The organism is Duganella sp. GW821-FHT07F09 (assembly GCF_059418705.1).
The window spans coordinates 479,066-491,744 of record NZ_JBWKQJ010000006.1 but is presented as its reverse complement, the minus strand read 5'-3'; the positions used below and the strand labels follow the sequence as shown (position 1 = coordinate 491,744).

14 protein-coding genes, 2 tRNA genes and 1 riboswitch are annotated in these 12,679 nt (G+C 55.4%); of the genes, 4 read left to right on the top strand and 12 right to left on the bottom strand.

All coding sequences use genetic code 11. The features are described 5' to 3' along the window. The first annotated feature begins 219 nt into the window (after positions 1–219). Genes AC07P1_RS18855 through AC07P1_RS18840 form a run of 4 tightly spaced genes read left to right on the top strand, consistent with a single transcriptional unit; the run spans position 220 to position 3,118 of the window. On the top strand, positions 220–648 hold the full coding sequence (locus tag AC07P1_RS18855) for a hypothetical protein (RefSeq protein ID WP_494697246.1): 429 nt from the start codon (positions 220–222) through the stop codon (positions 646–648). Positions 649–691: 43 nt separating this feature from the next. Continuing rightward, positions 692–2,167: a GNAT family N-acetyltransferase gene (locus AC07P1_RS18850; protein WP_494697245.1), complete on the top strand. Its 1,476-nt coding sequence runs from the start codon at positions 692–694 to the stop codon at positions 2,165–2,167. Continuing rightward, complete coding sequence (locus AC07P1_RS18845; RefSeq protein ID WP_494697244.1) at positions 2,127–2,591, top strand: ASCH domain-containing protein; 465 nt, start codon at positions 2,127–2,129, stop codon at positions 2,589–2,591. The genes AC07P1_RS18850 and AC07P1_RS18845 overlap by 41 nt, the downstream gene beginning before the upstream one ends. Beyond that, the gene (locus AC07P1_RS18840; protein ID WP_494697243.1) at positions 2,588–3,118 is read left to right on the top strand and encodes an ATP-binding protein; all 531 of its coding nucleotides are present in this window, start codon (positions 2,588–2,590) and stop codon (positions 3,116–3,118) included. Before AC07P1_RS18845 ends, AC07P1_RS18840 begins: the two co-directional genes overlap by 4 nt. Positions 3,119–3,237: 119 nt before the next feature. Here the strand turns inward: AC07P1_RS18840 and AC07P1_RS18835 are convergent, their stop codons facing one another. From AC07P1_RS18835 to AC07P1_RS18780, 12 genes are all read right to left on the bottom strand, one after another. Next, on the bottom strand, positions 3,238–4,269 hold the full coding sequence (locus AC07P1_RS18835) for a hypothetical protein (RefSeq protein WP_494697242.1): 1,032 nt from the start codon (positions 4,267–4,269) through the stop codon (positions 3,238–3,240). Further along, positions 4,266–5,519, bottom strand: a complete 1,254-nt coding sequence (locus tag AC07P1_RS18830) for a hypothetical protein (protein WP_494697241.1) — start codon at positions 5,517–5,519, stop codon at positions 4,266–4,268. The genes AC07P1_RS18835 and AC07P1_RS18830 overlap by 4 nt, the downstream gene beginning before the upstream one ends. A 212-nt stretch (positions 5,520–5,731) precedes the next feature. Further along, positions 5,732–5,807, bottom strand: a tRNA-Lys gene (locus AC07P1_RS18825). Between the two features lie 13 nt (positions 5,808–5,820). Then, positions 5,821–5,896, bottom strand: a tRNA-Lys gene (locus AC07P1_RS18820). A gap of 57 nt (positions 5,897–5,953) precedes the next feature. Then, positions 5,954–6,709 carry a tol-pal system protein YbgF gene (gene ybgF / locus AC07P1_RS18815; protein ID WP_494697240.1) on the bottom strand — a complete coding sequence of 252 codons (756 nt, stop codon included), beginning with the start codon at positions 6,707–6,709 and terminating at the stop codon, positions 5,954–5,956. A gap of 107 nt (positions 6,710–6,816) precedes the next feature. Beyond that, the gene (pal, locus tag AC07P1_RS18810; RefSeq protein ID WP_315221039.1) at positions 6,817–7,347 is read right to left on the bottom strand and encodes a peptidoglycan-associated lipoprotein Pal; all 531 of its coding nucleotides are present in this window, start codon (positions 7,345–7,347) and stop codon (positions 6,817–6,819) included. A 34-nt stretch (positions 7,348–7,381) separates the two neighbouring features. Beyond that, positions 7,382–8,647 (bottom strand): Tol-Pal system beta propeller repeat protein TolB, encoded by a 1,266-nt coding sequence (gene tolB / locus AC07P1_RS18805; RefSeq protein ID WP_494697239.1) that lies wholly within the window; start codon positions 8,645–8,647, stop codon positions 7,382–7,384. Between the two features lies 1 nt (position 8,648). Next, positions 8,649–9,584 (bottom strand): cell envelope integrity protein TolA, encoded by a 936-nt coding sequence (gene tolA, locus AC07P1_RS18800; protein ID WP_494697238.1) that lies wholly within the window; start codon positions 9,582–9,584, stop codon positions 8,649–8,651. Positions 9,585–9,596: 12 nt separating this feature from the next. After that, complete coding sequence (locus AC07P1_RS18795) at positions 9,597–10,034, bottom strand: ExbD/TolR family protein (RefSeq protein ID WP_494697237.1); 438 nt, start codon at positions 10,032–10,034, stop codon at positions 9,597–9,599. A 15-nt stretch (positions 10,035–10,049) separates the two neighbouring features. After that, positions 10,050–10,742: a protein TolQ gene (gene tolQ, locus AC07P1_RS18790; protein WP_494697236.1), complete on the bottom strand. Its 693-nt coding sequence runs from the start codon at positions 10,740–10,742 to the stop codon at positions 10,050–10,052. A gap of 15 nt (positions 10,743–10,757) precedes the next feature. After that, entirely contained in the window at positions 10,758–11,180 is a 423-nt protein-coding gene (gene ybgC, locus AC07P1_RS18785; RefSeq protein WP_494697254.1) for a tol-pal system-associated acyl-CoA thioesterase, read from the bottom strand. A gap of 380 nt (positions 11,181–11,560) precedes the next feature. Further along, on the bottom strand, positions 11,561–12,310 hold the full coding sequence (locus AC07P1_RS18780; RefSeq protein ID WP_494697235.1) for an SDR family oxidoreductase: 750 nt from the start codon (positions 12,308–12,310) through the stop codon (positions 11,561–11,563). 162 nt (positions 12,311–12,472) lie between these two features. Then, a riboswitch (ZMP/ZTP riboswitch) is annotated at positions 12,473–12,596 on the top strand. Positions 12,597–12,679 lie beyond the last annotated feature (83 nt).

Genomic DNA, 12,679 nt, shown 5'->3' with positions numbered 1-12,679 from the left:
TCTTCATGCAGAACTTTCAAAAATCTGAGTTTGGAAAATTCTACTTTTAAACGCGATCATTTGGTGGGGGGATTACCATTGGAAGCGGCAGGCCGACTTTTATCGACGATTAACTTTTCGAAAATAATATTTGTGCCAGCGCCGTTTTGGAGATTGCCTGAGATACACTATTGGTATCCTCGTTAGCTACCCCTCAGTCACAGGTACTTGACCTTGCCTATGGAATCGACCGAACGTTGGGACTATCTGATAGCTTTGGATGAAGAGCTGCTCAAAGGTGGGGTTATCTTGCCGGAGTGGTGCTCATTTATTGTCCAGCAGACCGATATTGCTTTCGTAAATGGTGCTCATCTGGCCTCGATCCTCACTGCTGCCTCGGCAATAGAGACGTATTTGCGTGCCGAGCACTCGGCAAGCGGGAAGGAGCGTCTTGTGGAGTTGATAGATCGCCTTCCGGTGGCATCAAGGCTTAGAAACGATTTACATTCATTGAGGAAGTATAGAAATTCTTGGGTACATGTAGACGATCCTTTGAATGATCACAGAATTATGGAAAATCCAGCAATTTATGAAAATGAATTGGAGAGGATGGCCATGCATTCGGCAAAATTGTTGCGAGAAGTTATCTATAATGCGGCTTGGATATAATCGCCGACTATTAAGAAGCAGAGTAACCCTTGAGAGATAAATTTTGAATCAACGCTTGCGTTTCTTGCTTGATACTAATATTTTGATACCACTTCAGGATTCGATGGTGGTGCTTGAGCCTAGTCTCGCCAACTTTGCCCGTTTAGCAAATGCAGGTGGGCATCAGCTTCTTTATCATCCTGCCTCCGAAATCGATATTAAGCGCGACAAAGATAAAGAAAGACGAGATCGAACGCTTGCACGGTTAGCTCAATACGTCCGGCTTGATGGCGTTCCTTCAAGCCCTTGCAACACGAACGAGACTTCGGCCAACGACGCATGTGATAATGACATTCTTCACTCGCTTGAATGCTCCGCTGTTCACGCGCTAGTTACTGAGGATCGTGAAATTCACAATAAAGCACGGCAAGCAGGGCTGGGTAGCCGTGTCTACAATATTCAAACTGCCGAGGACTGGCTTCGACGGCTTCACGAGCCCTCGGAGGTTCATCTTCCCAATATTGATGATGTTCATCTGTATGAACTCACTAATCAGCTAGACTCCGCGCTCTTTAATAGTCTTAGGGAGAGTTACGATACGCCTTCCCGGAGTTTTAATGCATGGTTTCGAGAAAAAGCGCAGATGGGAAGGAAGGCGTGGGTCGCCCGAACTGATGATGGACAACTTGAGGCAATCTGTATTTACGCAATTCAAACGGATGAGGTCATTAATGACTCTCATGCGAAACTCAATGGTTCGTCGCTTAAGCTCTGTACATTTAAGGTCGGCGAGAAAATTCGAGGAAGAAAAATTGGTGAATTGTTTCTTAAGGCTGCTTTTCGTTTTGCGACGGAAAATCGATGTGAAAATATATTTGTCCACACTAATCCTGGACAGGTCTATTTATTAGCGTTGCTCGAGGATTTCGGATTTCAGAAGAATGGGATGTATGGCGCAGATATAATGTTGGTTAAGGAGCATCCAATTGAACCGCCGGTGTCTATATTGCCGACGCTTGATTACGCACGTCTGTTTTTTCCTCACTTTCGTCGTGATGAATCTGTGCGGAAGTTTTTAATCCCTATCCAGCCGCAGTTCCATCAGATCCTTTTCCCTGATCTAACGAGGCAGGCCCAACTTTTTTCATCCGGTTCGACAGCTGGAAATGCTATCAAGCAGGCGTACTTATGCAAAGCTCCCACCAACCAAGTGAAGCCCGGTGATGTGGTAATTTTTTACCGGACTGTCGACGAGATGGCGGCGACATCAATTGGCGTTGTCGAATGCTATGAGGTTCATAACGATGCTGCAAAGATTATGCAGGTCGTGCGACGTAGAACGGTCTACAGTCAAAAAGACATTGAACTAATGGCGCGTACCGCCACTAAAGTTATGCTTTTCAGGTTGATCGGGCACTTCCCCGAGCCAGTGGCGTTTAGCTCGTTAATAAGTGAGGGCATTGTCTCTGGCCCTCCACAGTCTATTACAAAAATCTCCGATGATTCCTTCTCAAAATTGCTTTCAATTTCTAACTGGTAGTTCAATACTCATTTCGATTAAGCCTCGATATGCCGATCTTATTCTTGCAGGAAGCAAGCGTGTGGAGTTGCGCCGTGCAGTACCGACTCAGGCTATTAAGGCGATGGCGATCTATTCGTCTTCGCCTATTCAGGCCATCGTTGCATTGGTGGAAATCGTCGAGGTGATCGAAGCAAGTGCATCTCGTTTGTGGGAAATAGCTAGAGATAACGGCGGCGGTCTAACTCGCAGTGAATTAAGAAGCTATTACAGCGGCAAGAAAACAGGCTTCGCAATTATGCTAGGCAAAGTTAGACAATTTGACAGCCCCATCGAGCCCCACTTTATTTTCTCTAAGTTCACTCCGCCACAATCATTCCGATACCTGACGCCTGATGAATTGAAGAGGTTAGAGAAATTGCTAATCAAAAGGAAAAAATCATGACGGTGATCTTTCTTGCAGGAGTTCACGGAGTTGGGAAAGGGCACCTAGGTGCGCTGGTGTCTACTGGGCTCGGTGTGCGGCATCTGACCGCTAGTCAACTCATTCGTGAGGAGAAGGGGCGCGAGTCATGGGGAAAGGACAAATCCGTCACAGATGTTGACGATAATCAGCGCGCACTAATTGAAGCTGTCGAACGGTTGCGTAATTCTGGGCAGGCTTTATTGCTGGATGGGCACTTTGTCCTTCGCGCGCCTAACGGTGACTTCATACGCTTGGAGGCGGAAGTCTTCTCCGCCTTGAAATTATCTGGGGTTGTTTTGCTAAGTGAGACGGCTGACACAATCGCGGCACGCCTTCTGCAGCGCGACGGCGTCCATACTATTCAAGATTCTATTCGGGCGCTTGCTGCGGAAGAAGACGCGCATGCCCGCGAGGTTTGTAGGGCATTGAGCATACCTCTTGCAGTATTGGCATCGCCTACGGAAATTAGCCTGACTGACGCAATTCGACGGCTCGTCAGCAAGTGACAAATCGATGTTTGCGAGAAGCGAGGGCTCGACCAGAGAGCGACCAGAAACAAAAAAGCCCACGAACCGAAATTCGTGGGCTTCCTTGATAATTCTCGTTAGTCTTTGCCAGTTTCGTATTAGATGAGAATCCGTTTCCTATCAAGAGCAAAGAAATCGGCTATTACTCCAAATAATGCTTGAGAGCTGGCGCTGAGTGATCCGACTGTCCGAACGTCTATCGCGAAGGCAGCTGCCTCTAGCTCGCGAGCGATATCAAATAGGACTGTATGGGTTACGGAACGAGAAAAGAACTCAGCTAATACCTCAGCTCGTACCTCTTTTGCTTGGTCATGCAGCTCAATCTCAATGCTTCTAGCGAGACCCGGTTGCTTTGTGAATTGCCCTGCTAGCGCGCCGGCCATACGGCCGACTTTTTCCGCATATGCCCGGCCTGCCGCGCCATATCGGAAACCGTCTTCGAGAAGCGCTTTTCGCTGCTCATGCTCCGCTGAAATATGCTCGCGGAGTATGAAGTCAATAGCAACCACGAGGAATGCGGCAGTAATGTTAATCATCCTCCACACTGGGGGAGGCGGTGCAGGTTGCGTCATTACTTCACCTAGGAAGTAGCCTAGGTCTTCGAGCCAGGCATTGCACCCATCGAACGAGAGCGAATCGAGTACTCTAGATTTGCTGGTTTCATATTTTCCTCGCCAGTCGCCACCCAGCTTGCCTAATGAGGCTTGATCTAGTTCTGCAAAAAACTGCTCTTCTGTGAGCCGCTCTTGCTGGCTACGCTCACTCTTTGTTAGCCTGTTCAGGAATCGTCCATCAAACACTTTTACGTCGTGTTGCAGGCCAAATTCGCGAACGTCGGGCCTGACATCACTGGTCGCTACAATGCAGTCATCCAGCCCAAGTATCGATTGAAGACCTTTTGCCCAAAATATTCTTTCGAGCGCTTGAGGCGTCTTTTTGTTCTTAATATCGACATTGACCCGTTCCCGACTTAACGGAGAGCTTTTGCCGTATAGCCAGAGATCGACGTCGGTAACGTCAAATCGATTGAATTGGAAGCGAGGGCCACGGATTACGAAATACCCAATACTCAGGAAGTAATTGCGCAGAGCCTCCTCGGCAGCGGCACCTTTCAGAAGTGGCTCGTTCATTTCGAAAGCCCGCCGGTACGAATTTCATTTAGCAGATTTTTGGCCCCAAGCTTCACGCCGTCATCTGAGTTTTTGCGGACGAACGTGCGGCTGGCTTCAGGGTTGATATATTCAGTAACTTTTGCGCCGGGTAAGTTTGGAATGGTCTCGGCGGTAATATCGCCGCTTTGGATTACGGATAATGCAAGCCGTCCGATCTCCGGTTTTAGTAAGGTCATAGTAAACATGCCGCCCGCCGCCGGGGTAACCTTAACCACGCCTTTGTACTCCAGAGCTTGATAGTCATTACCGATCGCTGTTGCCGGGCCTACAGATCCCCCTGCGATCAGCTTGTTCATAAGGGCTGAGATCATGGTTATCCGCCCCCGATAGTAGTTGCTAATGGTCATTCCATAAGTAAGAGAAGCCACGAGTGCCTTGGCTAAGTCCAGTGCGTCGTCTGCAATGGAGTTTGTAAACTTGGAGAAGGCCGCAGGACGTGTAACGAAGTAGTTTTTCCCACCTTCGTTACCAACGATGCTGACGTCAAACATGCCGATGGAGTGTAGCGTCTTAAACAACTCTTCTCCGAGCATCTTATTGGCTGCGTCAAGTGGGATACAGCCGCTCTTTTGCAGTTTTTCGTTTAGTTCGGCAATGAGGGTACTCTGCGCTGGTTTCAGTGAGTGTAGTACAGCGCTAATTTTCTTGGCGTCCTCTTTGCGGAATAGATTCCCGTTAAAAATCAGCTTGTCGGTTTTGTTGATGTCTTCCGAATCAAAGAAGCCGATGTTTTGACCAAGATGAAGGGCGTTCAGCGAATCCGTGCTGCTTAATTTGAAAGTGTCCGAAATATATTCCGAAATGGCCTTCTCAGTTTGCGGCGATTCTGACGCGATTTCGGATGCCTCAAGCACGGCGTCCTCATGCGCTTCGTGAGTGCTTTCTGTGAAGATAGTGGACGTGTGCTCCAGAATAGCTTGACCGGTTAGGCCGAGGATTTCGTAGCCGCCAGTGCCCGGCAAGATCAGCCTCTGTCGTTGAAGCTCCGACATGATCGCTGGCATCTCGGTTTTAGGACTAATGTGGTTCGCCTTAGCGAGAGCTTCCAGTTTCTTTTGTGGAATCTTCTCTTGATAGGAGGCAGAAATTGCCGATAAGAGCGTCCCGCACTTTCCTGCGAAAGCGATGGAATCGAAGTCCTGATTGGTGGTTGCTTGAATTTTTTGTGCGTGATGTACCAGCCACGCACCTTTAACTTTGTTTTCCATCTAAGAACCTAACGCTGGTGAATTTACCTGGAGTGCCCTGGGGAAACTTAGTGTACGGTTAATATTAATGGCTGTCTACTATTGCGATGCGACGGATGGGCGAGGCGCGTCGAGTACTCGAAAGGAGGGTGAGTGGTTGTGCTTGCGACCAGAGAGCGACCAGAAATAAAAAAGCCCACGAACGTAAATTCGTGGGCTTCCTTGATAATTCTTGGTAGGCCGTGCGGGATTCGAACCTGCGACCAACGGATTAAAAGTCCGCTGCTCTACCAGCTGAGCTAACGACCCAAGGGTGCTTCGGTGGTAGGCCGTGCGGGATTCGAACCTGCGACCAACGGATTAAAAGTCCGCTGCTCTACCAGCTGAGCTAACGACCCCCGAAGAAGCGAGATTATAGGGGGTATCGGCCCAACCTGTCAAATGCCCTCAGGACATTATTTGCCACCGAGGCGCTGTTTCGCCGTGACGGCGGCCGAGGACTCCGGATATTGCTTGATCAAGTCTTGCAGCGTCTTCTTGGCGGCCTTGTCCTTCAGTTCGGTCTGGCAACTGGCGATGTTGAGCATGGCGTCCGGCGCTTTCGGGCTGTCCGGATAGTTCTTCAGCACCTGCAATTGGGCGTTGATGGCGCTCTTGCAGTCGCGCTGGGCGTAGAAGGCGTTGCCGAGCCAGTACTGCGCGTTGGGCGTGTACACGGAGGCGGGGTACTGGCGCACGAAGTCGGACAGGGCCGTGCCCGCCGCCTTGTAGTCGCCGGCCTTGAACAGCTCCATGGCCGCGCCGTAGTTCTTCTCCTCGTTCGGATCGACCTGGGCGGCCTTGCCGTCGACCGTCACTTCGCGCGGCTCAAGCTTGCGCAGGCGCGTGTCGAGATCGACGTAGAAATCCTTCTGGCGTTTTTGCGCATTCGACAGCTCGTTTTGCAGCACTTCGATCTGGCCGCGCAGCTTGTTGAGCTCCTGCATCGTGTTTTCGTTTTGCGTGACCAGGTCCAGCGCGCTGGACTTGTCGGACTTGGTGTCCAGGCGCGCGTTCATTTCGATGCGCATCGCTTCGACCTTGGCGCGCAGGTCGAGCAGGGCTTTACGGGCTTCCTCGTCGTCGAACAGGCCGGCGTGGGCTTGCATCGGCAGCCACGTCAGCGCGGCCAGCAGGGCGGCGGCGAGGCCGGATTTGGTGAGTTTCTTCATGTCGGGCGCTTTCAGCAAATCAAAATGGAAACGGGGCAGGGCGCGGATGAATACCGCGCGCCGCCCCGTATTATGCCTGTGACCCGGCAAAAGGGTAGTGCTTTCGATTACTTGTAGACGATGTCAGCACGACGGTTCTGTGCCCATGCCTCTTCGTTCGAACCGGTCGCTTTTGGCTTCTCTTTGCCCAGCGAGACGGCTTCGATCTGCGATTCCGGCACGCCCAGGGTGGTCATGGCCTTGCGCACTGCTTCGGCGCGCTTCTGGCCCAGCGCCAGGTTGTACTCGGAGCTGCCGCGTTCGTCGGTGTTGCCTTGGATCAGAATCGAGCGCGATTTGTTCTTGGCCAGGTAGGCCGAGTGGTTTTCCACCACCGGCTTGCCGTCGGCGCGCACGACATAGCTGTCCAGGTCGAAGTAGATGCTACGGTTGGCCAGCACGCCTTTTGGATCGTCCAGCGGGTCCAGCGATTTGGTTTCAACCGGGGCCACGGTGCGGGTGTCCGACTGCGACGGCGCGGCCTTGTCGGCTGGGCGCTCGACGACTGGTGCCGGCTCCGACACTTTGACCGGGGTCGAGCAGGCGGACAGGATGGCGGCGGTGGTGATGATGAAAGCTAAGCTGCTGAGTTTGCGCATTTGATTCTCCTAGTAATAGTTAAGACCGATTTATTTACTGCATGAACGGACCCCAGGTGGGCTCCTTGATGTTGCCCGCCTGCGTGGTCAGGCGTTGCTTTACACGTCCGTCGACGGACACCACGGCCAGCGATTTGCGGCCGCCTGCGGTCGTGGCGTACATGATGTATTTGCCGTTGGGGGCGAAGCTCGGCGATTCGTCGCTGGTGGTGTCCGACAGGCGCTGCTCCTGGCCGCTGGCCAGGTCCAGCACGTACAGCTGGAAGTTGCCGTCGCGGCGAGAGATGTAGGCCAGGGTCTTGCCGTCGGACGAGATGCGCGGGCTGGTGTTGTAGGTGCCGCTGAAGGTCACGCGCTTGGCTTCGCCGCCGTCGGCGCTCATGCGGTAGATCTGCGGGCCGCCGCTGCGGTCGCTGGTGAAGTAGATGCTCTGGCCGTCGGCCGAGAATTGCGGTTCGGTGTCGATGCCGTTGCTGTTGGAGACGCGGCGCAGGCCGCTGCCGTCGGTGTTGACCGTGTAGACCTGGGTGTGGCCGTCCTTCGACAGCGCCACGGCCAGTTTATTGCCGGCCGGCGACCACGATGGGGCCGAGTTGCTGCCTTTTTCGTTGGCGACCACGGTGCGGGCGCGGGTCACCAGGTTTTGCACGTAGACCACCGGTTTTTTCTGTTCGAACGAGACGTAGGCGACCTTGGTGCCGTCCGGCGACCACGACGGCGAGATGATCGGCTCGTTCGAGCGCAGCGCCAGTTGCTCGCCTTCGCCGTCGGCGTCGGCCACCAGCAGCTGGTAGTTGCGGCCTTCCTGCTTGACGTAGGAGATGCGGGTGGAGAAGGCGCCGCGGATGCCGGTCAGCTTGAAGTAGACGTCGTCGGCGATCAGGTGGGCCGACAGGCGGGTGAACTGCGCGGTGACGGCTTTGTCCAAATTGGAGATCTTGGCTTGCTTGACGGTGTCGAGCAGCTTGTAGCGCACGTCGTAGCGGCCGTCGGCCAGCGCGTCGACGGTGCCGACGACGAGCGCGTCGGCGCCCTTGGCTTTCCAGGCGCTGTAGTCGATGTTGTTGACGTCGGTGATGACGCCGGCGTCGATCACCTTGAAGGCGCCGCTGCGTTCGAGGTCGGCCTTGATGATCTCGGAGATTTTTTGTGGCGACACGCCTTCGTTGGCGAAGCCGGCCACGGCGACCGGGATCTGGTTGCTGCCGACACCGGAAATTTCGATGCGCATCTGCGCCTGGGCGCTGCCCATGGTGGCGGCAATGGTCAGGCCGGCGTAAAGGAGGGTCAGTTTTTTCATATCAATGCATATCCTTTAATTTAAAGACGGCTGTAAATTCGCGCTCCACCGTACCATCTTTCTTCTTGGGCAGTGGTGACGATTTTTCAATCGCGTTCTCGATCGCTTCGTCGTAGGCGGTCGAACCGCTGCCTTTGATCTTGCGCTTGTTGATGACTTCACCGGATGGCAGTTGCGTGATCAGATAGGTCGCGGTCAGGGTGTCGTCGGCACCGCCGAACGCCAGATTGCTCTTGATCTTGGCGCGGACGGCGGCCTCATAACCGCCGTCGGAGCGGCCGCCGGTCGATTGCGCGGCCGTGCCGGTCGAGCCCTTGGCAGCCGAACCCGTGATGCGGCTCATTTCCGCCGCGAATGCCTTATCCTTGGCGGCCTTGTCGGCTTTTTCCTTGGCCAGTTTCTCGGCGGCTGCCTTTTTCTTGTCCTTTTCCTTCTCGGCCAGTTCCTTCTTGTCCTTCTCGGCCTGTTCTTTCTCTTCTTTCAGCTTTTGCTCGGCAAGTTTCTTGTCAGCCAGTTTCTTGGCTTCGAGCTTGGCCTGCTTTTCCTCGGCTTCCTGCTTCAGCTTGGCTTCCTTGGCTTCGGCCAGCTTCTTCTCTTCGAGTTTTTTCTTGGCCTTCAGGCGTTCGAGGGCGATGTCCGGTTCCTTGGGCGCGGGCGGCGCCTCCACCGGCGGTGGCGGCGGGGTTTTGATCACGGGCGTCGGTTCCGGCTCCGGCTCCGGCGTGGGCTCGGGGGTAGGGGCGGGCGGCGCGGCGTCCTGCACCTTCATGTCCCAGATCTCGGCCTGCACTTCGGTCGGTTCATTGTTCTGCCAGCTCACGCCGACCCACAGGAACAGCAGCAGCACCGCGTGCATCGCCACGGCCAGCACCACGGAGCGCCAGCCTTCGTTATGTCGCGGAACCTTGTACGGACCGCCTGCGGTTGCGGGTTTCATCGTTTGCACTAGTTATTTGGTGGACAAGCCGACCCGGTTGATGCCCATCTTTTTCGCTTCCGAGATCAGCTGGATCACGTCGTCGTACTTGCTTTCCTTGTCGCCGGCGATCAGCACCGGATAGTCCGGGTGCGTCTCGTGCAGCGTGCGCAATTTCTTGACCAGCGCGTCGCGGTTCGGGGCCGTTTCCGGCGCGTCCTCGCCTTTGCCCTTGACGCCGATCGACAGCGCGCCGTTCGGCTTGATGACGATTTGCACGTAGTCGCTTGGGGGCTTGGTCGATTTTTCAGCGTTCGGCAAGTCGACGATGCTCGGATCGGTGGCCGACGGCATGACCATGAAGATGATCAGCAGAACCAGCATGACGTCGATGTACGGCACGACGTTGATTTCGGATTTGAGCTTGCGGCCGCGGCCGCCGCGCATGCTGCTGGAGAAAGAGGAAGCCATGGTCTCTCTGCCTTATTAACGCGATTGACGTTGCAGGATGTTGGAGAACTCTTCGACGAAACTTTCGAAGCGGATCGCCAGACGATCGATGTCGTGCGTAAAGCGGTTGTAGGCGACGACGGCCGGAATCGCGGCGAACAGGCCGATGGCGGTGGCGATCAGCGCTTCGGCGATGCCGGGCGCGACGGCGGCCAGGGTGGCTTGCTGCACGTTGGCCAGGCCGCGGAAGGCGTTCATGATGCCCCAGACGGTGCCCAGCAGGCCGATGTAGGGCGATACCGAGCCGACCGAAGCCAGGAAGGCCAGGTGCGATTCGAGCACGTCCATTTCGCGCTGGAAGGCGGCGCGCATGGCGCGGCGCGCGCCGTCCAGGATGGCGACGTGGTCGACGGTGTCGCGGCTGGCGGCGTAGGCGGCCTTGCTCTTGATGAATTCGCCCATGCCGGCCTCGAAGATGCGCGCCAGCGGGCCGCTGGTGGCGCGGTCCTTGCCGGCGTTCTGGTGCAGCGCGTGCAGGTTGCCGCCGGCCCAGAAGGTTTTTTCGAAGTCGATCGTCAGGCGGCGCGCCGAGCGCACCGCGAACAGTTTACTGAAGATGTACGTCCAGCTGGTCAGCGAGATGATGAACAACAACGCCATGATCAGTTGCACGATCAGGTGGGCGTTGGAGATGAGGGACAGGAAAGAGAGGTCTTGGGTGACGTTCATTGTTTATCAGTCTGATCAGTCTGTTTTCGTGATGTTGGTGGTGCTGCGCATTTTGTCCGCGACCGCCGGCGGCACCGCGCGGGGGCGCAGCGTCGAATCGACGCAGCCGACCTTGACCCGCGCCGTGTTCAGCAGTTGCTCGCCGCACCATGCCTCCTGGATAAAGGAGATCGAGGCGCGTCCTAATTTTTCGATACTAAGTGTCAATTTTATTACGTCGTCAAGCTTAGCAGGCGCATGATACTCCGCGCTGACGCTTTTGACGACGAACATAGCGTCGTGTTCCTGCAATAAAGCGTGCTGGCCCACATTGATCTGGCGCAGCCATTCGGTGCGCGCGCGCTCGAAGAACTTCAGGTAGTTCGCGTAATAGACGATACCGCCGGCGTCGGTGTCTTCGTAGTAGACCCGGACGTTCCAGATGAACTCTGCTGGCATGTTGTTAGGATTGCAAGTTGTGTTGAGCAACATTCTACGCGATTTTGTTCTTTTGGTTGAAGCTTGGACGGGGAAATGCACGTCCGTCCCGCCAATTGTGCGGGATTTCAACTCGGGGCGCAAAGATTGCACTGGTGACAGTTAAGCGGTTTACAGGCAACTTGCCAAGGATTGTAACAACCGCTTACGAATTGTGGGGCACGGAAAATGGAATGACCATGGAGGCACGTAGGGCGGATTAGGCGGAACGCCGTAATCCGCCAATGCATGCGCCACCGTAACGCATGCATGGCGGATTACGCCTTCGGCTAATCCGCCCTACGTGTTTTAACGTGGTGCATAGGTTGGTGGCCCCAGCGATGAGTGGCCCCAGCGGGGTTTTAAACGTTGCGCTTGATTGCCAGGGGGCCATAACCCTGGCACGTCGGCATCATCTCGATGCGGTTGATGTTGATGTGCGGCGGCAGCGTGGCGATCCAGAACGCCGTGTTGGCGATGTCCTCGGCCGTCAGCGGCACGGTGCCTTCGTACACTTTGGCGGCGGCTTCGTCGTTGCCCTTCATGCGCACGTTCGAGAATTCGGTGCCGCCGCACAGGCCGGGCGCCAGATTGGTGGCGCGCACGCCGGTGCCGATCAGGTCGGCCCGCAGATTCAGGGTGAACTGTTCGACAAAGGCCTTGGTCGCGCCGTAGACGTTGCCGCCCGGGTAGGGCGTGGCGCCGGCGACGGAACCCAGGTTGATGACGGTGCCGCTGCCGCGCTTGACCATGTCCGGCAGGATCGCGCGCGTCATGGCCACCAGGCCGCCGCAGTTGGTGGCGATCATCGTGTCCCAGTCGTCGAGCGACGATTCGTGCGCCGGCGTGACGCCGAGCGCCAGGCCGGCATTGTTAATCAGCACGTCGATCTGCTTCCATTCGGCCGGCAGGCCGTCCAGCGCGGTTTTGATCGAGGCCTTGTCGGTGACGTCCAGCACCACCGGCAGCACGGCGTCGCCCAGTTCGGCCGACAAGGTTTGCAGGCGGTCCTCGCGGCGTCCGCTGATCAGCACTTTGTGGCCGTTCTGAACGAAAGTGCGGGCCATGGCGGCGCCGAAGCCGGCGGTGGCGCCAGTGATGAAGACGATCATGTTTTATCCTTGTCGGTGAGGGAGGAGGGCGTAAAGACTGGACAAAATTGTAGCCGAAATGGCGGTATCGATCGCGGCGCGGTCAAAAACGCACAATCTTGCCAGTTATGCAAGTCGTTTCCTTGCTCAAATCTGGCGCATAAATTACAATCCGGGTTCCATTACGTCTCACGTAACTGGCGAAAAGCTGCGGTCGGCCCCAAAATGGTGCGTCGATCCGTCGGCGAAAGGTGGGCATCCACCGGGAAACGTGAGATTTCATTAGCCGTTCGCCTGGGCAGCCCATCGATGGAAAGCACGAAAGAGGCTGCCTGTCCGCTATCGGCGTCCCTCATTCGATCCAGCCTGCCAAGTCATACAGTTACTCAT

Excerpts from the sequence above, each read along its gene's own strand:
- AC07P1_RS18830 (WP_494697241.1), bottom strand. The coding sequence starts at position 5,519 with ATGGAAAACAAAGTTAAAGGTGCGTGGCTGGTACATCACGCACAAAAA.
- AC07P1_RS18835 (WP_494697242.1), bottom strand. The coding sequence starts at position 4,269 with ATGAACGAGCCACTTCTGAAAGGTGCCGCTGCCGAGGAGGCTCTGCGC.
- tolQ (WP_494697236.1), bottom strand. The coding sequence starts at position 10,742 with ATGAACGTCACCCAAGACCTCTCTTTCCTGTCCCTCATCTCCAACGCC.
- AC07P1_RS18840 (WP_494697243.1), top strand. The coding sequence starts at position 2,588 with ATGACGGTGATCTTTCTTGCAGGAGTTCACGGAGTTGGGAAAGGGCAC.
- tolA (WP_494697238.1), bottom strand. The coding sequence starts at position 9,584 with ATGAAACCCGCAACCGCAGGCGGTCCGTACAAGGTTCCGCGACATAAC.
- ybgF (WP_494697240.1), bottom strand. The coding sequence starts at position 6,709 with ATGAAGAAACTCACCAAATCCGGCCTCGCCGCCGCCCTGCTGGCCGCG.
- AC07P1_RS18855 (WP_494697246.1), top strand. The coding sequence starts at position 220 with ATGGAATCGACCGAACGTTGGGACTATCTGATAGCTTTGGATGAAGAG.
- ybgC (WP_494697254.1), bottom strand. The coding sequence starts at position 11,180 with ATGCCAGCAGAGTTCATCTGGAACGTCCGGGTCTACTACGAAGACACC.
- AC07P1_RS18845 (WP_494697244.1), top strand. The coding sequence starts at position 2,127 with ATGATTCCTTCTCAAAATTGCTTTCAATTTCTAACTGGTAGTTCAATA.
- AC07P1_RS18795 (WP_494697237.1), bottom strand. The coding sequence starts at position 10,034 with ATGGCTTCCTCTTTCTCCAGCAGCATGCGCGGCGGCCGCGGCCGCAAG.
- pal (WP_315221039.1), bottom strand. The coding sequence starts at position 7,347 with ATGCGCAAACTCAGCAGCTTAGCTTTCATCATCACCACCGCCGCCATC.
- tolB (WP_494697239.1), bottom strand. The coding sequence starts at position 8,647 with ATGAAAAAACTGACCCTCCTTTACGCCGGCCTGACCATTGCCGCCACC.
- AC07P1_RS18780 (WP_494697235.1), bottom strand. The coding sequence starts at position 12,310 with ATGATCGTCTTCATCACTGGCGCCACCGCCGGCTTCGGCGCCGCCATG.